Source organism: Noviherbaspirillum sp. (assembly GCF_035654295.1).
Taxonomy (GTDB): Bacteria; Pseudomonadota; Gammaproteobacteria; order Burkholderiales; family Burkholderiaceae_D; genus Noviherbaspirillum.
In genome coordinates this window covers 1-24,043 of record NZ_DASRXF010000058.1, presented here as the reverse complement: position 1 = coordinate 24,043, position 24,043 = coordinate 1, and the positions used below count along the sequence as shown (strand labels likewise).

General features: G+C 64.1%; 24 protein-coding genes. 9 read left to right on the top strand and 15 right to left on the bottom strand.

Translation table 11 applies throughout. The annotated features are described in order from the left end of the window. A partial coding sequence (locus tag VFF99_RS07085; RefSeq protein WP_325016332.1) for an MFS transporter occupies positions 1 to 1,118 on the bottom strand: 1,118 nt, incomplete at its 3' end. A gap of 214 nt (positions 1,119 to 1,332) precedes the next feature. Here VFF99_RS07085 and VFF99_RS07080 point away from each other — a divergent pair. Beyond that, complete coding sequence (locus VFF99_RS07080; RefSeq protein WP_325016330.1) at positions 1,333 to 2,931, top strand: CHASE domain-containing protein; 1,599 nt, start codon at positions 1,333 to 1,335, stop codon at positions 2,929 to 2,931. A gap of 46 nt (positions 2,932 to 2,977) precedes the next feature. Further along, complete coding sequence (locus VFF99_RS07075; RefSeq protein WP_325016328.1) at positions 2,978 to 3,340, top strand: DUF1304 domain-containing protein; 363 nt, start codon at positions 2,978 to 2,980, stop codon at positions 3,338 to 3,340. A gap of 4 nt (positions 3,341 to 3,344) precedes the next feature. Here VFF99_RS07075 and VFF99_RS07070 read toward each other — a convergent pair whose 3' ends face one another. The 7 genes from VFF99_RS07070 to VFF99_RS07040 all read right to left on the bottom strand — a co-directional run bounded on the left by VFF99_RS07070 (position 3,345) and on the right by VFF99_RS07040 (position 10,305). Beyond that, positions 3,345 to 4,181, bottom strand: a complete 837-nt coding sequence (locus tag VFF99_RS07070; protein ID WP_325016326.1) for an alpha/beta hydrolase — start codon at positions 4,179 to 4,181, stop codon at positions 3,345 to 3,347. Further along, entirely contained in the window at positions 4,178 to 5,242 is a 1,065-nt protein-coding gene (locus VFF99_RS07065; protein WP_325016324.1) for a branched-chain amino acid ABC transporter permease, read from the bottom strand. Before VFF99_RS07065 ends, VFF99_RS07070 begins: the two co-directional genes overlap by 4 nt. Positions 5,243 to 5,247: 5 nt before the next feature. Then, entirely contained in the window at positions 5,248 to 6,276 is a 1,029-nt protein-coding gene (locus VFF99_RS07060; protein ID WP_325016322.1) for a branched-chain amino acid ABC transporter permease, read from the bottom strand. A gap of 103 nt (positions 6,277 to 6,379) precedes the next feature. Further along, complete coding sequence (locus VFF99_RS07055; RefSeq protein WP_325016320.1) at positions 6,380 to 7,117, bottom strand: ABC transporter ATP-binding protein; 738 nt, start codon at positions 7,115 to 7,117, stop codon at positions 6,380 to 6,382. Then, entirely contained in the window at positions 7,114 to 7,902 is a 789-nt protein-coding gene (locus VFF99_RS07050; protein ID WP_325016319.1) for an ABC transporter ATP-binding protein, read from the bottom strand. Before VFF99_RS07050 ends, VFF99_RS07055 begins: the two co-directional genes overlap by 4 nt. Positions 7,903 to 7,990: 88 nt before the next feature. After that, on the bottom strand, positions 7,991 to 9,166 hold the full coding sequence (locus VFF99_RS07045) for a substrate-binding domain-containing protein (protein WP_325016317.1): 1,176 nt from the start codon (positions 9,164 to 9,166) through the stop codon (positions 7,991 to 7,993). A gap of 209 nt (positions 9,167 to 9,375) precedes the next feature. Further along, on the bottom strand, positions 9,376 to 10,305 hold the full coding sequence (locus tag VFF99_RS07040; RefSeq protein WP_325016314.1) for a LysR family transcriptional regulator: 930 nt from the start codon (positions 10,303 to 10,305) through the stop codon (positions 9,376 to 9,378). Positions 10,306 to 10,400: 95 nt separating this feature from the next. Between VFF99_RS07040 and VFF99_RS07035 the strand changes: the two genes are divergently transcribed. The 3 genes from VFF99_RS07035 to VFF99_RS07025 all read left to right on the top strand — a co-directional run bounded on the left by VFF99_RS07035 (position 10,401) and on the right by VFF99_RS07025 (position 12,643). Continuing rightward, positions 10,401 to 10,616 carry a hypothetical protein gene (locus VFF99_RS07035; protein WP_325016312.1) on the top strand — a complete coding sequence of 72 codons (216 nt, stop codon included), beginning with the start codon at positions 10,401 to 10,403 and terminating at the stop codon, positions 10,614 to 10,616. Positions 10,617 to 10,683: 67 nt separating this feature from the next. Further along, positions 10,684 to 12,153 carry an AlkA N-terminal domain-containing protein gene (locus VFF99_RS07030; RefSeq protein WP_325016310.1) on the top strand — a complete coding sequence of 490 codons (1,470 nt, stop codon included), beginning with the start codon at positions 10,684 to 10,686 and terminating at the stop codon, positions 12,151 to 12,153. A gap of 1 nt (position 12,154) precedes the next feature. Continuing rightward, entirely contained in the window at positions 12,155 to 12,643 is a 489-nt protein-coding gene (locus VFF99_RS07025) for a methylated-DNA--[protein]-cysteine S-methyltransferase (protein ID WP_325016308.1), read from the top strand. Positions 12,644 to 12,672: 29 nt separating this feature from the next. On the opposite strand, the gene VFF99_RS07020 is transcribed toward VFF99_RS07025, so the two are convergent. Then, a complete protein-coding gene (locus tag VFF99_RS07020) occupies positions 12,673 to 13,044 on the bottom strand; it encodes a hypothetical protein (protein WP_325016306.1) in 372 nt (123 codons plus the stop codon). A 302-nt stretch (positions 13,045 to 13,346) separates the two neighbouring features. Further along, positions 13,347 to 13,568: a glycine zipper 2TM domain-containing protein gene (locus tag VFF99_RS07015; protein ID WP_325016304.1), complete on the bottom strand. Its 222-nt coding sequence runs from the start codon at positions 13,566 to 13,568 to the stop codon at positions 13,347 to 13,349. 126 nt (positions 13,569 to 13,694) lie between these two features. Between VFF99_RS07015 and VFF99_RS07010 the strand changes: the two genes are divergently transcribed. Beyond that, entirely contained in the window at positions 13,695 to 14,099 is a 405-nt protein-coding gene (locus tag VFF99_RS07010; RefSeq protein WP_325016302.1) for a GFA family protein, read from the top strand. On the opposite strand, the gene VFF99_RS07005 is transcribed toward VFF99_RS07010, so the two are convergent. The 5 genes from VFF99_RS07005 to VFF99_RS06985 all read right to left on the bottom strand — a co-directional run bounded on the left by VFF99_RS07005 (position 14,096) and on the right by VFF99_RS06985 (position 20,294). Beyond that, complete coding sequence (locus VFF99_RS07005; RefSeq protein WP_325016301.1) at positions 14,096 to 14,440, bottom strand: DUF4870 domain-containing protein; 345 nt, start codon at positions 14,438 to 14,440, stop codon at positions 14,096 to 14,098. The genes VFF99_RS07010 and VFF99_RS07005 overlap by 4 nt on opposite strands. 24 nt (positions 14,441 to 14,464) lie before the next feature. Then, on the bottom strand, positions 14,465 to 17,125 hold the full coding sequence (locus tag VFF99_RS07000; protein WP_325016298.1) for a DNA topoisomerase III: 2,661 nt from the start codon (positions 17,123 to 17,125) through the stop codon (positions 14,465 to 14,467). Positions 17,126 to 17,364: 239 nt separating this feature from the next. Beyond that, positions 17,365 to 17,841 (bottom strand): DUF494 domain-containing protein, encoded by a 477-nt coding sequence (locus VFF99_RS06995; RefSeq protein ID WP_325016297.1) that lies wholly within the window; start codon positions 17,839 to 17,841, stop codon positions 17,365 to 17,367. A gap of 209 nt (positions 17,842 to 18,050) precedes the next feature. Further along, a complete protein-coding gene (gene dprA, locus VFF99_RS06990) occupies positions 18,051 to 19,160 on the bottom strand; it encodes a DNA-processing protein DprA (RefSeq protein WP_325016295.1) in 1,110 nt (369 codons plus the stop codon). 6 nt (positions 19,161 to 19,166) lie between these two features. Further along, positions 19,167 to 20,294, bottom strand: a complete 1,128-nt coding sequence (locus VFF99_RS06985) for a LysM domain-containing protein (RefSeq protein ID WP_325016294.1) — start codon at positions 20,292 to 20,294, stop codon at positions 19,167 to 19,169. A 211-nt stretch (positions 20,295 to 20,505) separates the two neighbouring features. Between VFF99_RS06985 and def the strand changes: the two genes are divergently transcribed. The 3 genes from def to VFF99_RS06970 form a co-directional block, all read left to right on the top strand. Next, the gene (gene def, locus VFF99_RS06980) at positions 20,506 to 21,039 is read left to right on the top strand and encodes a peptide deformylase (RefSeq protein WP_325016292.1); all 534 of its coding nucleotides are present in this window, start codon (positions 20,506 to 20,508) and stop codon (positions 21,037 to 21,039) included. Positions 21,040 to 21,067: 28 nt separating this feature from the next. Continuing rightward, positions 21,068 to 22,021, top strand: coding sequence for a methionyl-tRNA formyltransferase (gene fmt, locus VFF99_RS06975; protein ID WP_325016290.1), 954 nt, complete (start codon positions 21,068 to 21,070; stop codon positions 22,019 to 22,021). A 235-nt stretch (positions 22,022 to 22,256) separates the two neighbouring features. Next, positions 22,257 to 24,043 (top strand): homocysteine S-methyltransferase family protein (locus VFF99_RS06970; protein WP_325016287.1); only part of this gene is annotated, 1,787 nt, incomplete at its 3' end.

The following is a 24,043-nucleotide window of genomic DNA, read 5'->3' as shown; positions in this document are numbered from 1 at the left end:
GTGTCGTAGCTGCCGTCGCGCGTGAACAGGTAGCCGCCGAGCCAAACGCCGATGAAGCTGCCCACCTGGTGCGAGAAGAACACGAAGCCCGACAGCATCGACAGGTATTTCACGCCGAAGATGCCGGCGATCACGCCGTTGGTCAGCGGCACCGTCGACAGCCACAGCAGGCCGATGGCGGCGGCGAACAGGTAGATCGACCACGGCGTCAGCGGCGCGACCAGGAACAGGCCGATGACCACTGCGCGGCTCAGGTAGATGACCGACAGCAGGTAGCGCTTGGGCAGGAAGCCCCCCAGCTTGCCGGCGTAGTAGGAGCCGAAGATATTGAACAGGCCGATCAGTGCCAGTGCGATCACTGCCACGTTCGGGTCGGTGACGCCCTTGTCCTTGAGGTAGGCCGGCAGGTGCACGCCGACGAACACGAGCTGGAAACCGCAGACGAAATAGCCGGCCACCAGCAGCTGGAAGGGACGATAGGCGAAGGCTTCGCGGATCGCTTCGCCCATGCTCTGCTGCGGGCCGGTCGCCTTCTGGTGCGGCAGCTCGCGCAGGCCGAACGCCATCGGCAGCATCACGATCGCGACCAGGGCGGCGAGGATATAGAAAGCGTTCTGCCAGCCGGTGCCGGAAATGAGCTGCTGCTCGACCGGCATCATCATGAACTGGCCGAAGGAGCTGGCGGCGCCGGAAATGCCGAAGGCCCAGGAGCGCTTGGCTTCCGGCGCGGTGCGGCCGATGATGCCGCTGACTGCGCCGAAGGCGGTACAGGCCAGGGCGCCCCCGATCAGCACGCCGGAACCGATGATGAAAGCCGTCGGCTCCGCCACCATCGCCATCCACAGCAGGCCGCCGACATACAGGAAAGCGCCGGCGATGACCACGCGCGCGGTGCCGAAGCGGTCGCACGCCATGCCGGCGAACGGGCCGAAGGCGCCCCACAGCAGGTTCTGCAGCGCCATCGCCAGCGAATAGGTCTCGCGCGTCCAGCCATGCGCCTGCGAGATCGGCTGCAGCCAGAAACCGAAGCCGTGCCGCACGCCCATCGCGAGGGTCAACACCAGGCCGCTGGCGATGAGGACGGTCTTGAGTTGCGGGGCGCGGGTGGCGGTCAGCATGGCTTGCTCTCGGATGACTGGAGGGAACAATCGAGTGTAGCGCAAAGTACAAAAGCATGTGGACCGCCGGTTTGACCGGGCCAGGGGGAAGATTTTCCGTACGGTCACCATCCGGCGGAACAAGATTTGTGACGTGTCAAAAACCCCGGGCGCGCTTTCTTGTCTTAAATCTTTTAGCCAGTGAAAGGGACAAGATCGTGACAGGGATGGCGTCATGAAACAGGTTGAAGATCAGGCGCGCCGGATCCCCGAGCTGATCCGCGCCCGCGACCTGCTGACGGTCCTGGTGCTTCTCGCCTCGCTGCTCGTGACATACAAGCTCTGGGTCGATGCGCGCAACAATGTCGGCCAGGTGGTGCAGACTGCGTTCGACTACCGGGTGCGCGACGTGACGGACGTCATCCGCGACCGCCTGTTGATCTACGAACAGGTGTTGCGCGCCACCAAGGGATTGTTCGTCGTCAATCAGGAGGTGAAGCGCGCCATGTTTCGCGACTATATCGAAACCCTGAACCTCACCGAAAACTATCCGGGTATCCAGGGCATCGGTTTTGCCGTCCAGGTTCCCGCGGCCGCGAAGGCAATGCACATTGCCACGGTGCGCAAGGAAGGCTTCAGCGACTACACGATCCGGCCCGAGGGCGAGCGCGAGGTCTATTCGGCCATCGTGTACCTCGAGCCCTTCGCAGGACGCAACCTGCGGGCCTTCGGTTACGACATGTATTCCGAACCGGTGCGGCGCGCCGCCATGGACAAGGCGCGCGACACAGGCGAGGCCGCTGCGTCGGCCAAGGTGACCCTGGTGCAGGAAACCGGCGGCGAGGTGCAGTCCGGATTCCTGATGTACCTGCCGGTCTACAAGGAAGAAATGCAGTACGAGGTGCCCGAGCAGCGCCGCAAGTATTTGCTGGGCTGGGTCTATGCGCCCTTTCGCATGGGCGATTTCATGCGTGGTCTGTTCGACGACCTTGGCATCGACGTCGACATCGAGGTCTATGACAACGGCGACTTGAGCGATGAGGCGCGCATGTTCGATGCGCGGCCGGACGTGCGCGCGCTGTCGGCCGAATTCCAGCGGCGCAGCGTGACGCGCATCGAATCCGCTAACCATGCATGGAGCGTCGCCATTGCCGCCCTGCCTGTGTTCGAGCACCGCATCGAGTCCGGCCGTACCCAGCTCGTCCTGCAGGCCGGGATCAGCATCAGCCTCTTGCTGGGCTTGCTGATGTGGATCTTCCTGGACGACCGGGCGCGGGCCCTGCAGGCGGCCAACCAGGCGATGCAGCTTGCGCTGTACGATCCGCTGACCGGTTTGCCCAATCGCAAGCTGCTCGACGAGCGGCTGCAGCAGGCGCTGGCGGCGGCAAAGCGGCACGGCGGACACCTCGCCCTGCTCTTCATCGACCTCGACAAGTTCAAGCCCGTCAACGACAACTTTGGCCACAGCTATGGGGACCTGCTGCTGAAGGAAGTCGCGCTGCGACTGCGTTCCTGCGTGCGGGAATCGGATACCGCCTCGCGGCTGGGCGGGGACGAGTTCGTCGCCCTGCTGCCGGAGGTGGAGAACGAGCACGATGTCTCGGTGGTGGCCGACAAGATTCTGCAGCGCCTGACGATGCCCTACGACGTGGCCGGCCATACCTTCGATATATCCGCCAGCATCGGTGCGGCCGTCTATCCCCAGGACGGCGGGGACGCCAAATCGCTCACCCGCAGCGCGGACCTGGCGATGTACGAGGCGAAGAACAGCGGCCGCGCCCAGGTCAAGTTCGCCCGCACCTCGCTCCCGCAGCCGGGCGTGCAGGGGATCTGAAGCCGGATGTGTTGTACATTACTGCAACACATCCTGAGGGGGGAACATGATGCTCGTCGCGAAAATCCTGATCGTGCTGGTCTTGCTGATCCACGTGTATATCGTGCTGCTGGAAACCGTGATGTTCCGCACGCGCGGCCGCAAGGTGTTCGGCCTGAGCAAGGAGCAGGTGGAAATGATGGCGCCGGCGATGTCGAACCAGGGGTGCTACAACGGCTTCCTGGCCGCCGCGCTGGCGGTCGGCCTGCTGCATCCGAACCCGGCCACCGGGCATGCGTTTTCCGTCTTCGGCTTGCTGTGCGTGGCGGTGGCCGGAATCTGGGGCGCCGTCACGGTGCAGGTGCGCATCCTCTACGTGCAGACGGTGCCGGCGGTGCTGGCGCTGGCGGCGCTCTATCTCGGAAGGTGACGCCTCAGCCGGCGAGGAAGCGGCGCACCAGTTCGATCTGTTCCGGCACGTTCAATGCCGGCGCATGGCCGCAGCCGGGGATGACTGCCAGCTCTGCGCGTGGGCCGCGCCGCGTCATCTCCTCCGCGGTCTCCTGCAGCAGCAGGTCGGAGTCGATGCCGCGCAGCACGAGTGTCGGCATGTCCAGCGCATCGTATTCTTCCCACAGGTCGTAGTCGTCCGGGTGCACGATGAACTGGCGCACCATCGCCGGGTCGTAATGCGGCGTCACCTTCCCGTTCGGCATGCGACGCGTCGAGGTTTCCGCCATGCGGCGCCACTGCGCGTCGCTCTGCCAGCCGTAGGGTTTGTAGACGGTGCGGAAAAAGTTTTCCAGCTCGCTCACCGTATCGAACTGCGGGGGATTGCCGGCATAGGCCTTGATGCGCTCGATGGCCGCGCTTGCCAGCGAGGGCCCGTTATCGTTCAGCACAAGATGGCTGATCCTTCCTTTCAGCGTGGTCGCCCCCGCCACGGTGCCGATGGCGCCACCCATCGATGTGCCGACCCACCGTACCTTGTCGAAACCGAGCTGGTCGACCAGCGATGCCGCCAGCTGCGCATAGAACGCGAGGCAGTATTCCTTGTCCGGCTCCGGGCTCCATTGCGACAGGCCGCGGCCGAGGGTGTCCGGGCAAACGATGCGATACCTGCCGGCCAGCGCGGCGGCGAGGTCGTCGAAGTCGCGCCCGGTACGCGCCAGGCCGTGCCACATGATGAGCGGCGGCGCATCCTTGCTGCCCCACTCGACGTAATGGATTTCCCGCTCGCAGCAGCGAACGTAATGCGAACTCGGTGTCATGATGTCCTCCAGGTGCGCAGTTTGCCGACGATGCCTGTCGGGAAGAAGTACACCGACAGGATGAACAGGATGCCCAGCCACAGCAGCCAGCGGTCCGGCGAAAGCAGTGCCGGCAGCAGCGGCAGGTTCTGCGCCGCGCCGGCGGCGATGCGCATCAGGTCCTGCAGGTAATTCTGCGCCAGCAGGAAGATGGCCGAGCCGCAGATCGCGCCGTACATCGTTCCCATGCCGCCGATCACCACGATCAGCAGGATGTCCACCATGATCTCGAAGGACAGCGAGGTGTCCGGCCCGTTGTAGCGCAGCCAGATCGCCAGCATGCAACCGGCCAGCGTCGCGAACACGGCGGCCAGCACGTTGGACAGCGTGCGGAACACCACGATCCGGTAGCCGATCGCCTCGGCGCGGAAATCGTTTTCGCGGATGGCCTGCAGCACGCGGCCGAAGGGCGAGTTCACGATGCGCAGCATGGCGAGGAACAGCAGCACGGTGGTGAAGAACAGGATGTAGTAGGTGATGAATTTGCCGTCCAGCCATGCACCCAGCACCTGTTCCTCGGCGAGCTGGAATGCCGGCGAAAGCAGTTCCGGCAGCTTGAAGTTCAGGCCGTCTTCGCCGCCGGTGAACTGCGAGAGCTGCGAGGCCAGCGTCTGGAAGGCCGAGGCCACCGCCAGCGTGATCATTGCATAGAAGATTGCCCGCACCCGCAGCGAGAACAGGCCGATGATCAGCGACAGCACCAGCGACAGCGTCACCGCGCACAGCGCGCCGACGACGAGGCTGCCCCAGCCCGGTCCCATGCGCGTGCTGGCAATCGCGATGCCGTAGGCGCCGATACCGAAGAACATGGTGTGCGCGAAGGACACGATGCCGGTGTAGCCGAGCAGCAGGTCGTAGCTGGCCACCAGCACGATGAAGATCAGGATCTTCGCCGCCACATTGAGCGCCTTGGCGCCGGGGAAGAGGAAGGGAGCGAACGCCAGCCCGAACAGGATGACGAGCAGAACGGCCGTCAGCAGCTTGTTGCGCGGCAGGTCGTGGGAAAGGAGTTGCCTGATCATCGCGATTACCTGTTGGTGACCTGATAGAGACCCTGCGGACGCCACAGCAGGATGGCGACCATCAGCAGGATGTTGGAAAACAGCGCCACTTTCGGCGCCAGGAAGCCGGTGTAGTTGGCCAGCAGGCCGACCAGCAGGGCGCCGAGGAAACAGCCGCCGGTGGAGCCGAGCCCGCCGATGATGATGACGATGAAGATCAGCACGTTCACATGCGCGCCCATCTGCGGGATCACGCTCTGCTGGTACAGCCCCCACATCACACCGCCCAGGCCCGCGAGCGCGGAGCCGGCCACGAACACGCCGACGAACAGACGCTTGATGCGGTAGCCGAGGCTTTCCACCATCTCGCGGTCCTGCACGCCGGCGCGGATCAGCAGGCCGAGCTTGGTGCGGTTGAGCACGATCATCATCGCGACGAACACCGACAGCCCGACGACGACGGCGAGCAGGCGGTACTTTTCGATCGCGGAATCGCCGAACAGGATCGCGCCGCGCAGCGAGGCCGGCAGGCTCAGCGAAATCTGCTGCGGCCCCCAGAACACCTTGATCAGTTCCTCGCCGACCACCATGCCGCCCATGGTGATCAGGATCTGCTTGAGGTGCTGGCCGTAGACGCGGCGCACGATCACGCGCTCGAAGAACAGGCCGATTGCGCCGGCCACCACCATCGCCCCGATCATCGCCACCGCGATGGCGGCGAGGTTGAGCGCGATGTTTTCCGAGCCCATCCATCCCGGCATCATGCCGAGCACGGTCACCGCCATGAAGGCGCCGAGCGCGATGAACACGCCGTGGCCGAAATTGAGCACGTCCATCAGGCCGAAGATCAGCGTCAGGCCGGAAGCGATGATGAAAATGATCATGCCCATCGCCAGGCCGGCGGCGGTGAGCGTGACCCAGGTGGACGACGAGCCGATCAGCGGCAGCGCGGCGAGCGCCAGCGCGGGCACGAGGGCCAGCGGCGCCCAGTCGATCTGGGTATAGAGCCGCGGGCCAGCGCCGGCGGCCGAGGGGAGGGTGCTTGTCTCTGCCATTGTTGTCCTCTTGAATCAATGCATGCGTGCGGGCAGCTCTGCTTGAGTTGCCTGTTCCTTTTCCCTGTCATTCCCGCCTTCGCGGGAATGACAGGGATATGCATCAGTGATGCGCCGCCAGCGAAAGCCCCAGCAGCTTCGTCTGCAGTGCCTCGTCTTCTGCGAGTTCCTGCATCTGTCCCCGGTGCACGATGCGGCCGTCATCCATCACCGCCACCGTGTCGCCGAGCTGTTTCGCGAAGTTGAAGTTCTGCTCCACCAGCAGAATCGTGGTATCGGTCTGCTTGAGCTCGCGGAACGCGGAAATCATGTTGGCGATGATGGCCGGCGCCAGGCCCTTGCTCGGTTCGTCGATCAGCAGCAGCTTGCGCGGCTCGACGATGGCGCGGGAGACAGCCAGCATCTGCTTCTGCCCGCCCGACAGCTTGCCGGCCGGGTGCAGCCAGAACTTCTTCATCGCCGGGAACAGGCTGAAGATCCAGTCGAGGCGCTTTTCGTCGACCTGCTCGATGCGGCCCGCGCTGCGCGCGGCGAGCAGCATGTTTTCCTTGACCGTCAGGTCGCCGAAGATGCCCATGTTTTCCGGCACGTAGGCGATGCCGGATTGTGCGATGTCGGGCGTGCTGCGCTTGGTGATGTCGTGGCCGTCGAAGGTGATACGGCCCTGCGAGGCTTGCCACAGGCCCATGATGGTGCGCAGGGTCGTGGTCTTGCCCGCGCCGTTGCGGCCGAGCAGCATGGTGAGCTGGCCGCGCGGCACTTCGAGGTCGACGCCGTGCAGGATGTGGTAGGCGCCGATATGCGTATGCACGCCTTCGAGTTTCAACAATGCCTGGCTCATGCCGCTGCCTCCTCCACGGGCGCCGTGCCCAGGTATGCCTGCTGCACGATGGGCGAGGCGATCACCGTTTCGGGTTCGCCGTCCGCCATCAGCATGCCGTTGTGCAGGACGATAATGCGGTCCGCCAGTTCGCGCACGACATCCATCTTGTGCTCGACCAGCAGGATGGTCTTGTGGGTTTGTTTCTTCAGTGCGCGGATCAGGTCGAGGATGACCGGGACTTCATCGACGCTCATGCCGGCGGTCGGCTCGTCGAACATGAAGATGTCCGGATCGAGCGCCATCAGCAGGCCGACTTCCAGCTTGCGCTGATCGCCGTGCGGCAGGGCCGCGGCCTGGATGTCGCGCTTGGATGCCAGTGCCACGTCTTCCAGCACCTGTTCGGCGCGTTCGATCAGTTCCTTGTGGCGGTTCCATACGTTCCACAAGTCCAGGCCGAGATGGGCGCGCGACTGCAGCGCAAGCCGTACGTTCTCCATCACACTCAGGTTGGGGAACAGGCTGGTGAGCTGGAAGGCCCGCCCCAGTCCGGCATGGGTGCGCGCGGAGGCCGACATGGAAGAAATGTCGTTCCCGTTCAGCAGGACCTGGCCGGCGCTCGGCTTGAGCTGACCGGAAATGAGGTTGAAATAGGTGGTCTTGCCGGCGCCGTTGGGGCCGACGATGGCCGTCAGCGTGCCGGACTCGAAGGCGCAGGAAACCGCATTGACGGCGACATGGCCGCCGAAGCGGATGGTCAGGTCGCGCGTTTCGAGCGAGGTTTTCTTGATGGAATGCAGAGACATGGCCGTCCTCTGTGGATCGCGCGGGCAGAAGCCCGCCCCGCCCCCTGTGCAAGGGGGCGGGGGAGGGGATGGGGGCGGATAAAATCGATCAGCGCTTGTTGGTGATCGGCACGTGCATCTCTTCCGGCTTGATCTCGCGGATCAGTTCCGGGATGCCCCACTCGACCTTCGGGTCGACCTTGATCTTGAAGTGGTACATCGACTGCATCGCCTGGTGATCTTCCTTGCGGAAGGTCATCTTGCCCTTGGGCGTGTCGAAGCTCATGCCTTCCATCGACGCGATCAGCTTCTCGGTGTTGGTGTCGCCGTTGGTCTTCTTCAGCGCTTCAACGAGGGCCATTGCGGCCGACATGCCGCCCGCGGTGAAGAAATCGGGCGGACCGTTGTGGCGCTTCTGGTGCTCGGCCACCAGCCAGTCGTTGGCCGGGTTCTTCGGGATGCCGTAGTAGTAATAGGCGGCGCCTTCCATGCCGGGGAAGCTCTTGTACGAAGCCATCGCCGGCAGGATGTTGCCGCCGCTGGCGACTTCCACGCCATAGCGCTTGGGATCGAGGTCGGCCAGCTTGCCGATCGGCGACGGGCCGGCCCAGATCACGAAGATGACCTTGCGGCCCTGCTTGCCCTTGAGCGCATCGAACATGCGCTGCGCGCCGGCGGTGAAGTCGGTGGTATTGCCAGGCAGGTATTCTTCATGCACGAGCTTGGCGGTCTTCAGCGCTTCCTTGAACGCCTTCACGCCGTCGCGGCCGAAGGCGGTGTCTTGCGCCATCGTGGCGATCGAGACGCCTGCCTTGTCCAGCGCCACTGCATTGGAGATCGCATCCTGCGAGGAATTGCGGCCGGTGCGGAAGATGTAGCGGTTCCACTTCTCGCCGGTGATTGCATCGGCGACGGCGGGTTCCACGAGCAGGATCTTCTTGTATTCCTCGGCCACCGGCAGCATGGCCAGCGCGACGCCGGAGCTGGTCGGGCCGACGGCGATATCGACGCGGTCGTCGGCATAGGCGGAGGCCAGCTGCGCCTTGCCCACGTCGGGCTTGCCCTGGCTATCCTTTTCGATCACCACCAGCTTGTTGCCGTTGACCGTCATCGTGCCCTTGGTGGCGTACTCCAGGCCCATCATCAGGCCGATGTGCGTCTGCTTGGCGTAGGCTTCGAGCGCGCCCGTCTTGTCGTAGACGTGGGCGATCTTGATGTCCTTGGCGTGGAGTGCGGTGGTGCAGCAAATAGCGGCGAGCGCCGCCATCAGGTGGTGTCGGGTCATGTCTCTTCCTCTCGTGGTTTATTCTGGCGCCCCATTGCATGCGCATCGTGCGACGCCCAACGAACGGAAGGAGGACGTCAGGAACAATGCTTGCCCCTGCCACGACACACATGAAATCAGGCTCCGGCCAGATTACTCCAGGATGTGTTGCCCGGAAAGTAGTAAAACTACGGTGGGCAGGACGCCCGACCGGGCGTGTCACGCGCGTGTTACAGCAGTTGCTGCATCGCGTCACCGACCACCTGCATGAATGCGCGTACGCGCGCCGTGTTGCGCAGGTCGGGATGCGTCAGGATCCAGAGCGGCGAGCGCAGCTCGGCAATCGGTTCGGAGAGCGGTACCAGTCCCTTGAGTTCATGCGTGATGAATTCGGGCATGAGCGCCACGCCGATCCCTGCGCGCATCAGGGCGAGCGCGGTGGGAAAGTGGTCTGCGCGCACGGCGACCGACGCCTCCGGCACGTGCGCGTGCAGCCAGCGGTCGTAGACGCGGCTGCGCGCACCGCGCTCGAAGCAGACCCAGGGATAATCGCGCACCAGCGTCGCGACCGGCAGCAGGGCGCGCTTCTTCCCGGGACGCGGCGCGTGCGGCGTGCCTTCCCACGCATACACGCGAAAATCGATCTCGCCCAGCTTGCGGCCGACGAGGTAGTCCGGCACGTCCGTCGACATGCGGATGGCGATGTCCGCTTCCCGGCGCGACAGGTCGAGCCGCTCGCGCGCGCCCTGGATTTCGACCTCGATGTCCGGATGCGCAGCGCAGAATGCCGCCAGCGGCCGAGGTAACAGGTACTGGGCGACCACGACGCCGGTAGTGACGTGCAGGCTCCCTGTGAGCCGCGTGTCGCCGCCTGCGATGCGCAGCTCGGCTTCCGCGATCAGCGGCTCGCACTGCTCGGCCACGCGGCAGAGCGCCTCACCGGCTTCGGTCGCCACATAGCCGTTGCGCAGGCGTTCGAACAGCCGTACCTGCAGTTTGTCTTCCACCGCGTCGATCCGGCGCAGCATGGTGGAGTGCATCACCGAGAGCGTTCGCGCGGCACCCGATAGCGATCCCGCGCGGGCGACCGCGAGTACGTAGCGCAAGTCATCCCAGTCGAGGCGGGAGGCGGCGGGCGGCAGGGTTACCGGTCTGTGCATATTTGCATACGCTGAAAGCAGAAACAGAGATTTTATGTGCAAAGATTAGCATCTAGACTCCCTTCATGCCAGCAACAACCAGATGGGAGAATGCCATGCCGACCCGCACAGCCACCCGCACCGCCACTCGTACGCAGCATCGCCTGCTCGTCTGGGCATCGAAGGCCGGCGCATGGTTTTCCGACTGGATCAGTGGCGTGTATCGCCGGCCGCTCCACCGCCGTCATCGCCTGGGGGCATGGGAAGAAAGCGCCAGCTCGCGCGCACGTGCGCTCAGGGAAAGCGCCGAAAGGGAGTTTCCCCCGCGTTGAAGCGCCCCGCCGTCTCGTGTCCGAAAACGGCTAGACGCTCCCGGTCCGGGGGCGTATAACAGAGGGCATGGATACCGCCCACGCCCCCGCCGCTCCGGCTCTCGACCGCGAAAGCTGTTACCGTGCCCTCGCGGCGCGCGACGCGCGCTTCGACGGGGTGTTCTTCACCGGTGTGAAGACGACCGGCATCTACTGCAGACCGGTATGTGCCGTGAAGACGCCGCGCGAATCTTCCTGCCTGTTCTTCGGCACTGCCGCTGCGGCGGAGGCCGCGGGCTTTCGTCCCTGCCTGCGCTGCCGTCCGGAGCTTGCGCCTTACGCCCTGCAGGAAAACCTTGCGCATGCGGTGTGGCAGCGCATTGCGGCGGGTGCGCTCAATGATGGCGATGTCGAACGGCTTGCCGGCGAAGTCGGGCTGTCGTCGCGCCAGCTGCGGCGCGTGCTGCTGCAGCAGTTCGGCGTCACGCCTGTCGAGCTGGCGCAAACCCAGCGCCTGCTGTTTGCGAAAAAGCTGCTGCAGGAAACCCGCATGCCGATGGCCGATGTGGCGTTTGCGGCCGGCTTCGGCAGCGTGCGCCGCTTCAATGCCTTGTTCGTGCAGCGCTACGGGCTCGCGCCCACCGACATCCGGCGTGCGCAGGCGAGGGAGGATGACGGCGGACGCGATGCGCTGGTGCTGCGTCTGGCTTACCGTCCGCCTTACCAGTGGGAGCATCTCTTGCGCTACCTGTCCGGCCGGGCCATCGCCGGGGTGGAGGCGGTGCAGGAGGGCGCTTACCTGCGCAGCGTGCGCCTGGGCGGCGTGGAGGGATGGCTGCGCGTGACGCACGCGGCACAGCGGCAGCAGCTTGCGCTGGAGGTATCGGCCTCGCTCGCGACGCAGTTGATGCCATTGCTCGCGCGCGTGCGCAACCAGTTCGACCTGGATGCGAATCCCGCCGTCATCGAGGCGCAGCTGAAACGCGATGCCTTGCTTGCGGCGCGCATCGAGGCCATGCCCGGCCTGCGCGTGCCCGGCGCCTTCGATCCGTTCGAGCTTGCGGTACGTGCGGTGCTGGGGCAGCAGGTCAGCGTCGCCGGCGCGACTACGCTGTCGGGGCGGCTGGTGCAGCGTTTCGGGATGGAGGCGGAGACGCCCTTGCCCGGCGTGACGCATCACTTTCCAGCGGCAGAGCGGCTCGCGACCGCGGCAGTGAACGACATCGCCGCAATCGGATTGCCGGGCAAGCGCGCGGAAACGATACGCAACCTGGCCCGCTTTGCCGCGGACGGCGGCATGCAGCATCCGCCGGGTCTTGCGCTGGCGGACGCGGTGGCGCGCCTGAAGACGGTGCCGGGTATCGGCGACTGGACCGCGCATTACATCGCCTTGCGCGCCCTGCGTTATCCGGACGCCTTTCCTGCGGGAGACCTCGGCCTGCAGAAATCCGCCGCCGGCGCCGATGGCGGCCGTCTCACCGAACGACAACTCGCTGCGCGCGCCGAAGCCTGGTCTCCCTGGCGCGGTTACGCGGCCCTGGCTCTATGGATGGCATGACATGATCGATTACACCGAACACCGCAGCCCCGTCGGCACGCTGCTGCTCGCTGCCACGGGAAGAGGCCTGTGCGGCCTGTACTTTGAAGAGCACAAATATTTCAGGGGGCCGGTTGGATGGACGCGCAATCCCTCCAATCCGCACCTGCAGGCGGCAATGCGCCAGCTGGATGAGTATTTCGACGGTGCGCGCGATCGCTTCGACATCGCACTTGATCTGGCCGGCACGCCTTTCCAGCGTGCGGTATGGGATGCGCTGCAGGCGCTGCCGTTCGGCTGTACGTCAAGCTACCAGTCCATCGCACGGACCGTTGCCAGCCCGAAGGCCACCCGCGCTGCCGGCACGGCGATCGGCCGCAATCCCGTGTCGATCATCGTGCCTTGCCACCGCGTGCTGGCCACGACAGGCGGCTTGTCGGGATATGCGGGAGGGCTGGAGCGCAAGCGCTACCTGCTCGTGCATGAAGGCGTAGTGTGCGGAGCCGGTTGACGCGGCCGTCGCACACCACGTGAGCGCGCTTACTTCGAGGTCGAGCCGCTGCCGGAAGTGGCGCCGCCGCTGCCGCTGCCGGTGACTGCACCGGAGCCGGTCGCCGGACTCGAGCTGCTGCTGGAGCTACCCGAACCGCTGCCGGAGGTGTCGGCAGCCGAACCGGCTGCGGGGCCGCTCGGGGTGGTCGTGGTGCCGCCGGAAGAGCTGCCGCTGCTCGGGCTGCTGGTCGAGGAAGAGCTGCCGGATGTGCCGTAGCTGCCGCTGGCGCCGGACGAGGAGCTCGGCGAGGTTGCCGAAGAGCCCGAGGAGCCCGAGGTGCCGCCGGTGCCGGACATTCTGCCGGTGCCGCAGGCTGCCAGAACCAGTGCGCATGCCAGGGGGATAGTCCACTTCAACATAAGAATTCTCCTTTGTAAAAATCGCGAAGCACGAAAGCCATTCATGCCAAAATGGCATGCATGCGAGTGTGTAGAATCTTTCAACTAGCGAAAGTTCCGGCGCGTCCTTGCAAGGCAGGAGAGGTGTTCGACGCACGAAAAGCTGCGGCCGCGGAGCGGCTGGAATGAGCCCGGGAACTGGATTCGGCGGACAGCCCCGTTTATCAAGGACTTGCGGAGAGGTGGCAGCGAGGAGGGATGTGCAGCCGGGGACAGCGGTGCGCGGACGACGCTTCCGCCGCGCACCTCTGCGTTACAACTTCTTACCTTTTCTTTTTCGATACTTCGTTGCCGACCACGCCGCCCACAGCCGCGCCACCCAAAGTACCGAGGGTACTGCCATCGGTTATCGCACTGCCGGCCACGCCGCCGATGACGGCGCCGGCACCGATGCCGACCTGTTGGCGCGTGGGCGTGCCGCATGCGGTGAGGCTCAGAGCGAGCGTAAGTGCGCCCGCGATGGAAAACAGTCTGCTTGTGTTCATTTTTTCCTCCAGAATTGGACGCATTGCCAGCGCAATGCTCTTGTCATTATTCGACCGCGCCGGGAGGGCGGGGTTCCGAATGGCATTTTCTGGAACGAAATCCGGATCACCTTGAAAGGAGCATCAATGATTCGTGGAAGTTGCATGTGCCGCGGCGTGCAGTACGCCTATGGCGGCAAGTTCGGCACCATCACCGTCTGCCACTGCAGCGATTGCCGCAAGGCGCAGGGCAGCGCCACCGTGATCGCGGCGCCGGTGGATGCCGCGTCCTTCCAATGGCTGTGCGGGCAGGAGCTGATCTCGGAATACGAATCGTCGCCGGGAAAGAAGCGCGCATTCTGCAGCCGTTGCGGCTCGCCGCTGTATTCGCGCAAGGATGACTTGCCGGGTGTGCTGCGGCTGCGCATGGGGACGATCGACACGCCGACGCAGGCGAAGCCGGTCGCCCATATCTTCGCGACCGGCTTGCCCGCGTGGGCGGAGATGGATGACGAGCTGCCGCGTTACGCGGGGCTGGAGCCGCAGCGCTAACTGACGAGGCGCAGCGTGAGCGGGTAACGGTAGGCCTTGCCCTTCGCCGCCGATACGGCGCCGAGCAGGCAGAAGATGAAGTTGGCCAGGAGGAGCAGCGGAAACAGGAGGAAGCCGATCAGCACGAACTTCAGCATGAAGGCGGCCATCATGGCGATCGCGATCGTGATCTGGAAGTTCAGCGCTTCTCGCGCTTCCTGTGCGGCGAAACCGTCGTCCTCGCGCTTGACCAGCCAGAGCACGAGCGCGCCGAAAAAGCTGCTGAATATGCCAAGCAAATGCGCCAGCATGGCGAGGTTGCATTCATCCTTGGACGGGCTGGTCTCGATGATGTCGTTCATGGACGGCTCCTCGCGCTAGGGAGATCAGGCGGCCTTCTTTGTTGTCGCTTTCCTGGCAACAGGCTTCTTCACCGCGGTCTTTGCCGCCGTCTTTGCGGCGGTTTTCACGGCCGTCTTTACAGCGGTCTTGGTTGCGGTCTTGGCGGCAGTCTTCTTCGGCGCTTCTTCCGCTTCCTCGGCGGCTGCCTTGCCTTTCGCCGGTACCTTGGCCTTGCGCTCTTCGAACTCGAAGCTCACCTTGCCGTTCTTGTCCTTCACCAGGAAGGCTTTGAAGGGGCGCCGCGTGCGTTGCGAGATGAAACCCGGCAGCAGGTCGGTGCGTCCGTCATTGAGCAGCTTGGCCATCTGTTCCGGCAGGATCTCCTGCTGCAGGATGATGCGCCCGCTGCGGAAGTCGCAGGCCTTGGGTTTGGCCACGGTCTTTTCGCACACGTAGGCCAGGCCCATCTCGTACACGCCGCTGCCGCACTTGGGGCAGGGGCCGAGCGGGGTCTGGTTGCTGAAGTCGACGCCTTCCCCATCCTCATCGTCGTTCTGCGCCTGGCCGAAGTCGAACTCCAGCTTGTGGTTGTTGTTCTCTTCGTCGCGCACGATCTTGAGGATAGCGGCAAAGGGACGGCCCATCTTCGAGCGGAAGCCCTGCAGCGGACCGATCTCGCGCTTCTGCAGCAGCTCCTCGACCTCGGCGATTTCGAACTGGCGGCCGCCGGGCACCTTGGTCATCGAGAACTCGCACTTGGTGCAGGCGAAGCGGCGGTAGTTTTCCTTCACGACGCCGCCGCAGTTCGGGCAAGGCGTGTGAAGGGTCGCGTAATCGCCGGGGATGGTGTCGTTGTTGTATTCCTTGGCGCGCTTGACGATGATCTGCGTCATCTGCGCGATCTCGCGCATGAACTCTTCACGGCTGATCCTGCCGCGTTCCATCTGCGACAGCTTGTACTCCCATTCGCCGGTCAGCTCGGGCAAGGTGAGTTCGTCGACGCCGAGCCCGCGCAAGAGCGTCATCAGCTGGAAGGCCTTCGCGGTCGGGATCAGCTCGCGGCCTTCGCGCAGCAGGTATTTCTCATTGAGCAGGCCTTCGATGATCGCCGCGCGCGTCGCCGGTGTACCGAGGCCCTTGCCGGCCATCGCCTCGCGCAGGTCCTCGTCCTCGACCAGCTTGCCGGCGCCTTCCATCGCCGACAGCAGCGTCGCTTCCGTATAGCGTGCCGGCGGCTTGGTGACCAGGCCGTTGGCCGCGACCTTCTCGGTCTTCACCTTTTCGTCCTTGGCCACCGGCACCAGCGTGCCGGCATTTTCCTTGTCCTCGTCGTTGGCGGCTTCCTTGCCGTAGATCGCCAGCCAGCCGGCGTTGGTCATGACCTTGCCTTCGGTCTTGAAGGTATGGCCCGACACTTCCGTGAAGCGGGTCGTGACGAGGTACTCGGCCGCGGGGAAGAACACGGCCATGAAGCGCCGCACGACCATGTCGTACAGCTTCTGTTCGGGCTCGGACAGGTTCTTCGGCGCCTGCAGCGTCGGGATGATGGCGAAGTGGTCGCTGATCTTCGCATTGTCGAAGATGCGCTTGTTCGGCTTCACCCAGTTCTTGTCGATGATCTGCTTGGCGAATTGGTGGTAGTTGTGGTTCTCGGCCACCACGTCGAACGTCTGCCTGACGGTGGCGATGTAGTCTTCGGGCAGGTGGCGCGAGTCGGTACGCGGGTAGGTGAGCACCTTGTGCTTTTCGTACAGCGCCTGCGCGAGTGCCAGTGTGTTCTTCGCGGAAAAGCCGAAGCGGGAGTTGGCTTCGCGCTGCAGGCTGGTCAGGTCGAAGAGGGCGGGCGACAGCTGCGTCGCGGGCTTCGCTTCTTCGGTGACCGTACCCTGCTTGCCGCGGCAGGCCGCGACGATGGATTCGGCGGCAGCCTTGCTCCACAGGCGCTCGGCCCGCTTCTCGGGGTCGGCCTCGTCCTTCTTGAACTTGGTGTCGAGCCAGCGGCCTTCATAGATCCCGGCGGCGCACACGAACTCGGCGCGTACTTCCCAGTAGTCGCGCGGAACGAAATTCTTGATCTTCTCTTCACGCTCGACCACGATCGACAGGGTCGGCGTCTGCACGCGACCCACGGTAGTCAGGTAGAAACCGCCTTCCTTGGAGTTGAACGCGGTCATGGCGCGCGTGCCGTTGATGCCGATGAGCCAGTCCGCTTCACTACGGCAGCGCGCGGCATCGGCCAAAGGCAACATTTCCTTGTCGTCACGCAGCCTGGCGAAACCGTCGCGGATGGCGGCCGGCGTCATGGACTGCAGCCACAGCCGCTTGACCGGTTGCTTTGCCTTCGCGTACTGCATGATCAGCCGGAAGATCAGTTCACCCTCGCGGCCCGCGTCACAGGCGTTGACGACGGCGCTGACATCCTTGCGCTTGAGCAGCTTGTTGAGCACCTTGAGGCGCGATTCGGATTTGGCGATGGGGGTGACCGCGAAGTGCGGCGGGATCATCGGCAGGTGCGTGAAGGTCCACTTGCCGCGCTTGACGTCATATTCCTCGGGGACACTGATCTCGACCAGGTGGCCGACGGCGGAAGACAGCACGTACTCGTCGGATTCAAAGTACTCATCGTGCTTCGCGAAGCCGCCGAGCGCCTTCGCGATATCGTTCGCGACAGAGGGCTTCTCTGCGATGATGAGGGTCTTAGTCATAAGAATGGTCTCGAATGTGGCGCACGCGTGCGCCTAATATATATAGACAGCAATCGGACAGCCCGGAAAGTTACACGGCTGCAAGTCCTACCAATATATCAACGATCCGGCGTTTTAGCGGCCAATGATAAGCGTGTTGCGGCGAAAACCGCAAGCGAGGGGAGGAGGAAAGCCCGGCCGTCAGCCGGTTTGGCTGATCGGAAACAAAGGCGGGCGGCGCGTCCCAAGCACCTTTGACGTCAGTGCATGAGGCGTGGTTCGGAATCGTCGTCGGTCGAGAACAGTTCGTCGAAAATCAGCGCGTCGGGTTCCTTGCCCTGGCTCCACAATACCATCAGGACAATGACCTTGATCTTGTCGAGCGAGACCTGCGGGTCGGCCACGGCGAGCGCGCGCTCGATGATGATCTCGCGCTGGATCGGGTCGATGACCTTGGCGGATTCGAGGAATTGCAGGAAGCCGGCGGTTTCCGTGCCCAGCACATCCAGTTCCTGCGGCGCGTAGATGCGGATGCCGAAGGAAAAGGCGGTCTGCTGGGGATAGCTTTCTGCAAACTCGTTGGTGGCCTCAGCGAGGTCGGTCAGCCAGCCCAGTGCCTTGGAAATCTCTTCTTCCTCGAAACCGACCGCGGACAATTTCTTGACCAGCGCTTCCGAATCCGGGCAGGCGTCGGGGCGGTAGTAGGTTTCGTAGAGATAAACGAGAACGTCGAACATGATTTACTGTAGCGTTAAGGCCGTTTTGCCATACGGCGGCGCCGCGACCAGGTTGCGAAATATGACACGCTTGGATTGCGATTCCTGTTAAAACGCGATGCTGCTACGCACAGGAAAAAGCGATGTCATGCCAGCGACAGTACAAGGTTTATCGGGCCTTACGATTACAGCATATCCCAAAAACGGGAACTCGGACAGCAGAATTGGTTTCAGGGTGTTGCGAGCCGCCGCACCATGCCGCCTGCCAGCCGCTCGACATGGCCGTCGATTTCGAGCGTGAGCAGCTCGGCATTGAGGGTCGCGATATCCATGTCACAACGCAGCGCGAGGATGTCGGGCGCAACCGGATCGAAGCCGATGGCCGCGAGTAGCGCATGTTCGCCAACAGGTTCGCGTTCGGCTTTCGAGGCAGGCACCTTCGGTGCGGCGACGACGCGCAACTCTTCAAGCACATCCTGCGCCGACTCCACCAGCTTGGCCCCCTGCTTGATGAGCAGGTGGCAGCCCTTCGACAGCGGCGAGTGGATCGAGCCCGGGATCGCAAACACGTCTCGCCCCTGTTCGCCCGCCATGCGCGCGGTGATCAGTGAGCCTGACTGCGCCGCCGCTTCGACTACCAGCACGCCTTGCGACAGCCCGGAGATGATGCGATTGCGACGCGGGAAGTTAGCGGCGAGTGCCCCCATGCCGAGCGGGTATTCGCTGAGAATGCAGCCGCTTTCCGCGATGCGGTGCGCCAGTGCGCGATTGCGCGCCGGGTAGACAATGTCGGCGCCGGTGCCGATCACCGCGACCGTCGACCCGGCGCCGCGCAGGCCGCCGGTATGTGCCGCTGTGTCGATGCCCAGGGCCAGCCCGGAGATGATGGTGAGCCCGGCTTCGCTCATCACGGAAGAAAACTGCTCCGCGTTGACCATGCCCTGCGTCGTCGCGTTGCGGCTGCCGACCACAGCGAGCGATGCGGCGGTGAGCAGTTCCAACCGGCCCTTCGCATACAGCACCAGCGGCGGGTCGGCGATGTCGAGCAGGGCTTGGGGATACTGTTCGTCGGCGAGCGTCAGCACGTGGTTGCCCGGCTGTGCCGCCCATTCGAGGGTTTTGTCGATCTGCGCGCGGATGTCGTCCGGTGCAGGGGAGGCGAGTGCGCGCGCTACGCGGTCGGGAGCGACCTGGAGCAGGGCAGAAAGGTCCGCCGAGAAGATGTTCGCGGGCAGGCCGAAAGCGGCGAGCAGGCGGCGCGCGGTTTCCAGGCCTACGCCGGGCGTGCGCTCCAGCCGGAGCCATTGCGCAAGTTCATGCGCCCATCCTTCATGCGACATGCAGCGTTACTCGGGCGACTTGGCGACGTCGCCGACCTGCACCGTGTCCGTCACCTGCATCACCAGGCCATAGGAGATGGAGTCGAACACGCGGAAGATGAACAGGCTGCCGTACTGGGTGTCGGGCAGCTTGACCTGCTTGCGTCCCCACGGACCGAAGGACCAGAAGGAACCCTTGTCGGTGCGGTCCGAGATGACCGGGCCGAAGCGGTACAGTTCCAGCACGGTGCCCATGTCGATGCCATCCTTGCGGCCGCGGTTGACCGAGACGATCTGGTTCTGGCCCGCTTGCGTGACACCGCCGTACACCGAGACGATGCGCGCGCTGACTTCCTTCTCCGGCGGGTGGGGCACGTAATTGAGCATCGGCGTGGGAGGCACGGGCAGCAGGCGGTCGCCCACGGCCATTTCCTGCTTCACGTTCACGACGTTGAACACGTGCGCTTCATCCTCGGCACGCGCCGGCCGTTCGAGCTTGATGGTGCCCAGATAGGCGGCTTCATAGCCGATCACCGCATTGGTTTCCGGATCGCGCAGCGGCGTGCCCGGGCGGAACACTTGGAAGGATGTGCCGGAATTGATCGCGCCGCGCACATAGGCCTTGTCATCCTTGCCCAGCATGACGCGCGATTCCTGCGTCGCCACGATCCGCGGCGCGTCGCTCAGATCGCCTTCGCCGACAATCAGCGGCTGCGACAGGAAGGGTTCGATCACATTGGAGGGAATGGCCGGCACCGCTTCCTGGCCCAGGCCTTCGGTGCGCAGTTGCGGGGAGAGCTTGACGGTCTGAATGCCGCGGCCATCCTGCCCCGCGGCACCGCTGCCGACCGGGCTGCCCAGACGCAGGCGGCCTGCCACGCGGTCGAAGTAGACGATCTGGCCGGGATAGATCAGGTGCGGATTGCGGATCTCTTCCTTGTTCATGCCCCAGACCTGGGGCCAGCACCACGGGTTCTGGAGGAACCGGCCGGAAATGCCCCACAGGGTGTCGCCGCGGACGACGGTGTGCTGGTCCGGCGCATTCTGCAGGAAGGCACAGCGCGGGTTGTTCATCGCTGGTTCGCCGGCGGCGAATGCGCTGCCGAAGGAGGATGCAAGCGCGATAGCGAGGGCGGCTGTGCTAAACTTTTTCATGGTAAGTCCGGTAAATGTGGCACGATCGGTGGCAAGATCGCTGGCACAAAAACGACAATCAGGATCGCCACTGCACGTTGCCGGTGTGTCAAGGTTTAACCAGAAAAGCCCCGGCAAAACTTGTCAAATTGAATCAAATTCTGCACATAAATCCTTGAACTAGCAAGAGAAACGACACTCCTAGTTCGTGCAGCTGTTGCGCAAAAGCCGTATGTCCATACTCAATATTCTTCGCTATCCCGATCCGCGCTTGCACAAGGTCGCCAAGCCGGTGGCCGTGTTCGACGAGCGCCTGAAAAAACTCGCCGCCGACATGGCCGAGACCATGTACGACGCACCCGGCGTCGGACTGGCCGCGACCCAGGTCGACGTCCACGAGCAGCTCATCGTGATCGACGTGTCCGAAACCCACGACCAGCTGCAGGTCTTCATCAATCCCGAGATCGTCTGGGCCAGCGAGGAAAGGCAGGTCTATGACGAGGGCTGCCTGTCGGTGCCCGGCATCTACGACGGCGTCGAGCGCCCGGCACGGGTGAAGGTGCGCGCCTACGACCTCGACGGCAAACAGTTCGAGATCGACGCCGACGGTTTGCTCGCCGTGTGCATCCAGCACGAGATGGATCACCTGAAGGGCAAGGTGTTCGTCGAATACCTGTCGCCGCTCAAGCGCAACCGCATCAAGACCAAGCTCCTCAAGGAGGAGCGCGAAATCGCCAGGCAGCGCAAGGTAGCCTCCGTCCGGTAATCGCCGCGCCGCTAGAAGAAAAACAAGCATGAGAATCGTCTTCGCCGGCACGCCGGAATTCGCCGCTGTCGCCCTCAAGTCCCTGCATGAGGCAGGTTTCGAGATTCCGCTCGTGCTGACCCAGCCGGACCGTCCGGCCGGACGCGGCATGCAGTTGCAGGCGTCGCCGGTCAAGCAGTTCGCGGTTGCGCAGGGCATGCGCGTTGCGCAGCCGGTTTCCCTGCGGCTGGACGGCAAGTATCCGGAGGTCGCCCGGGAAGCGCACGAACTGCTGCAGTCCACGCCGCACGATGTCATGGTGGTTGCCGCCTACGGGCTGATCCTGCCGCGCAGCGTGCTCGACATCCCGAAGCGCGGCTGCATCAACATCCATGCCTCGCTGCTGCCACGCTGGCGCGGCGCCGCGCCCATCCACCGGGCGATCGAGGCGGGCGATGCGGAAACCGGCGTCGTCATCATGCAGATGGAAGAGGGGCTGGATACCGGCCCCATGTTGCTGACCGGACGCCTTCCGATCGCCGCCGACGATACGACCGCCAGCCTGCACGACAAGCTTGCCACGCTCGGTGGAGGCATGATTGTCGAGGCCCTGCGCAAGCTGGAGCAGGGCGTGCTCGAGGCGACGCCCCAGCCCGAAGCGGGCGTGACCTATGCCGCCAAGATCGCCAAGGAAGAGGCCGCCCTCGACCTCGCGCAACCGGTGCAGGTCATTGAGCGGAAGATCCGCGCGTTCAACCCTTTCCCCGGCGCGAGCGCCACCTTCAACGGGGTGTCCGTGAAATTCTGGCGTGCCGTGGTGGCCGCTGAAACCACCACCGCAGCGCCCGGGACGGTGCTCGCCGCGACTGCGCAGGACGGCGTGCTGGTCGCCTGCGGCCAAGGCGTGCTGCGCGTGACCGAACTGCAAAAGCCGGGCGGCAAGCGGCTGCCGGCCGCGGAATTCCTCAAGGGCTTTCCGCTGGAAGGCGGGCGGTTCGGATAAGTCTCGTTCCTGGCGGAAATATAGAAATATCAACACCGAGCCCCTTCCCGCCAACGATTCCGTCAATTTCTCGTATAATTTTTGTTGCGCCGATTTGATTGAACAAGTCAAACCAGCTTGCGGGCGCCAGGGTGCAGTCCCATGAGGGATAGTCCCATTTACAAATGCAGCTAAAGCGGAGATCAGACCCGGTCCTGCTTTGCTGGCCGGGTTTTTTGTTTTTTGCGAGATCAAAATGAAACGCGACGCCGTCTCTTCCACCGAAGCGCTATTGCGCGATCTGCTGTCCCAGCGCATCCTCATCCTCGACGGTGCGACTGGCACCATGATCCAGCAGTACAAGCTGACGGAAGAGGATTACCGCGGCGAGCGCTTCGCCGACTTCTCGGTGCCGGGCAAGGAGCTGTTCCTGAAGGGCAACAGCGACCTGCTGGTGCTGACGCAGCCGCAGATCATCAGCGAAATCCACGGCAAGTATCTCGCCGCCGGCGCCGATATCATCGAGACCAATACCTTCGGTGCAACCGCTGTTGCGCAGGAGGATTACCACATGGCGCATCTGGCCTACGAGATGAACGTGGCGGCGGCACGGCTTGCGCGCGCGGAGTGCGACAAGTATTCGACGCCGGACAAGCCGCGTTTCGTCGCCGGTGCGATAGGCCCCACGCCGAAGACGGCGTCCATCTCGCCGGACGTCAACGATCCCGGCGCGCGCAACATCAGCTTCGACCAGCTGGCGGCGGCCTATCATGAACAGGTGCGCGGCCTCGTCGACGGCGGCGCCGACATCCTGCTCGTCGAAACCATCTTCGACACGCTCAACTGCAAGGCGGCGCTGTTTGCCATCGACACCTATTTCGAAGAGTCGGGCAAGCGCCTGCCGATCATGATTTCCGGCACCGTGACCGATGCCTCGGGACGCATCCTGTCCGGCCAGACCGTGCCCGCGTTCTGGCACTCCGTTCGCCATGCAAAACCGCTGACCATCGGCCTGAACTGTGCGCTCGGTGCCGCGGTCATGCGTCCCTACGCGGAAGAACTGTCGAAGATCGCCGACACCTTCGTCTCCATCTATCCGAACGCCGGCCTGCCCAATCCGATGGCCGAGACCGGCTTCGACGAAACCCCGGATGTCACGTCCTCGCTGCTGAAGGACTTCGCGCAGAGCGGCTTCGTCAACATCGCCGGCGGCTGCTGCGGCACGACGCCCGACCACATCCGCGCGATCGCGGCGGAGCTCAAGGGCGTTGCGCCGCGCAAGGTGCCGCAGAGCGACCATCGCATGAAGCTGTCCGGCCTGGAGCCGTTCATCGTCGACGACGAATCGCTGTTCGTGAATGTCGGCGAGCGCACAAACGTGACCGGCTCCAAGGCATTCGCCCGCCTGATCCTCAACGAGCAGTATGACGAGGCGCTGTCGGTGGCGCGCCAGCAGGTCGAGAACGGCGCGCAGATCATCGACATCAACATGGACGAGGCGATGCTGGACTCGGTGGCGGCGATGAGCCGCTTCCTGAACCTGATCGCGTCCGAGCCGGACATCGCGCGTGTGCCCATCATGATCGACTCGTCGAAGTGGTCGGTGATCGAGGCCGGCCTGAAGTGCGTGCAGGGCAAGGCGGTGGTCAACTCGATCTCGCTCAAGGAGGGTGAGGAGGAATTCCTGCGCCAGGCGACCCTGTGCCGCCGCTACGGCGCGGCCGTCATCGTGATGGCCTTCGACGAAACCGGCCAGGCCGACACCTTCGCGCGCAAGACCGAGATCTGCAAGCGCGCCTACGACGTGCTGGTGCAGAAGGTCGGGTTCCCGCCCGAGGACATCATCTTCGACCCGAACATCTTCGCGATCGCGACCGGCATCGAGGAGCACAACAACTACGCGGTCGACTTCATCAACGCGACGCGCTGGATCCGCGAGAACCTGCCGCACGCCAAAGTGTCCGGCGGCGTGTCGAACGTGTCGTTCAGCTTCCGCGGCAACGATCCGGCGCGCGAAGCGATCCACACCGTATTCCTGTACCA

Coding starts and splice junctions, on each gene's coding strand:
- VFF99_RS07010 (WP_325016302.1), top strand. CDS start 13,695: ATGATTCGTGGAAGTTGCATGTGCCGCGGCGTGCAGTACGCCTATGGC.
- VFF99_RS06985 (WP_325016294.1), bottom strand. CDS start 20,294: ATGAAAAAGTTTAGCACAGCCGCCCTCGCTATCGCGCTTGCATCCTCC.
- VFF99_RS07020 (WP_325016306.1), bottom strand. CDS start 13,044: ATGTTGAAGTGGACTATCCCCCTGGCATGCGCACTGGTTCTGGCAGCC.
- VFF99_RS07075 (WP_325016328.1), top strand. CDS start 2,978: ATGATGCTCGTCGCGAAAATCCTGATCGTGCTGGTCTTGCTGATCCAC.
- VFF99_RS07055 (WP_325016320.1), bottom strand. CDS start 7,117: ATGAGCCAGGCATTGTTGAAACTCGAAGGCGTGCATACGCATATCGGC.
- VFF99_RS07080 (WP_325016330.1), top strand. CDS start 1,333: ATGAAACAGGTTGAAGATCAGGCGCGCCGGATCCCCGAGCTGATCCGC.
- VFF99_RS07005 (WP_325016301.1), bottom strand. CDS start 14,440: ATGAACGACATCATCGAGACCAGCCCGTCCAAGGATGAATGCAACCTC.
- VFF99_RS07050 (WP_325016319.1), bottom strand. CDS start 7,902: ATGTCTCTGCATTCCATCAAGAAAACCTCGCTCGAAACGCGCGACCTG.
- VFF99_RS07040 (WP_325016314.1), bottom strand. CDS start 10,305: ATGCACAGACCGGTAACCCTGCCGCCCGCCGCCTCCCGCCTCGACTGG.
- VFF99_RS07065 (WP_325016324.1), bottom strand. CDS start 5,242: ATGATCAGGCAACTCCTTTCCCACGACCTGCCGCGCAACAAGCTGCTG.
- VFF99_RS07035 (WP_325016312.1), top strand. CDS start 10,401: ATGCCGACCCGCACAGCCACCCGCACCGCCACTCGTACGCAGCATCGC.
- VFF99_RS07030 (WP_325016310.1), top strand. CDS start 10,684: ATGGATACCGCCCACGCCCCCGCCGCTCCGGCTCTCGACCGCGAAAGC.
- fmt (WP_325016290.1), top strand. CDS start 21,068: ATGAGAATCGTCTTCGCCGGCACGCCGGAATTCGCCGCTGTCGCCCTC.
- VFF99_RS07045 (WP_325016317.1), bottom strand. CDS start 9,166: ATGACCCGACACCACCTGATGGCGGCGCTCGCCGCTATTTGCTGCACC.
- VFF99_RS07025 (WP_325016308.1), top strand. CDS start 12,155: ATGATCGATTACACCGAACACCGCAGCCCCGTCGGCACGCTGCTGCTC.
- def (WP_325016292.1), top strand. CDS start 20,506: ATGTCCATACTCAATATTCTTCGCTATCCCGATCCGCGCTTGCACAAG.
- dprA (WP_325016295.1), bottom strand. CDS start 19,160: ATGTCGCATGAAGGATGGGCGCATGAACTTGCGCAATGGCTCCGGCTG.
- VFF99_RS06995 (WP_325016297.1), bottom strand. CDS start 17,841: ATGTTCGACGTTCTCGTTTATCTCTACGAAACCTACTACCGCCCCGAC.
- VFF99_RS07070 (WP_325016326.1), bottom strand. CDS start 4,181: ATGACACCGAGTTCGCATTACGTTCGCTGCTGCGAGCGGGAAATCCAT.
- VFF99_RS07015 (WP_325016304.1), bottom strand. CDS start 13,568: ATGAACACAAGCAGACTGTTTTCCATCGCGGGCGCACTTACGCTCGCT.
- VFF99_RS07000 (WP_325016298.1), bottom strand. CDS start 17,125: ATGACTAAGACCCTCATCATCGCAGAGAAGCCCTCTGTCGCGAACGAT.
- VFF99_RS07060 (WP_325016322.1), bottom strand. CDS start 6,276: ATGGCAGAGACAAGCACCCTCCCCTCGGCCGCCGGCGCTGGCCCGCGG.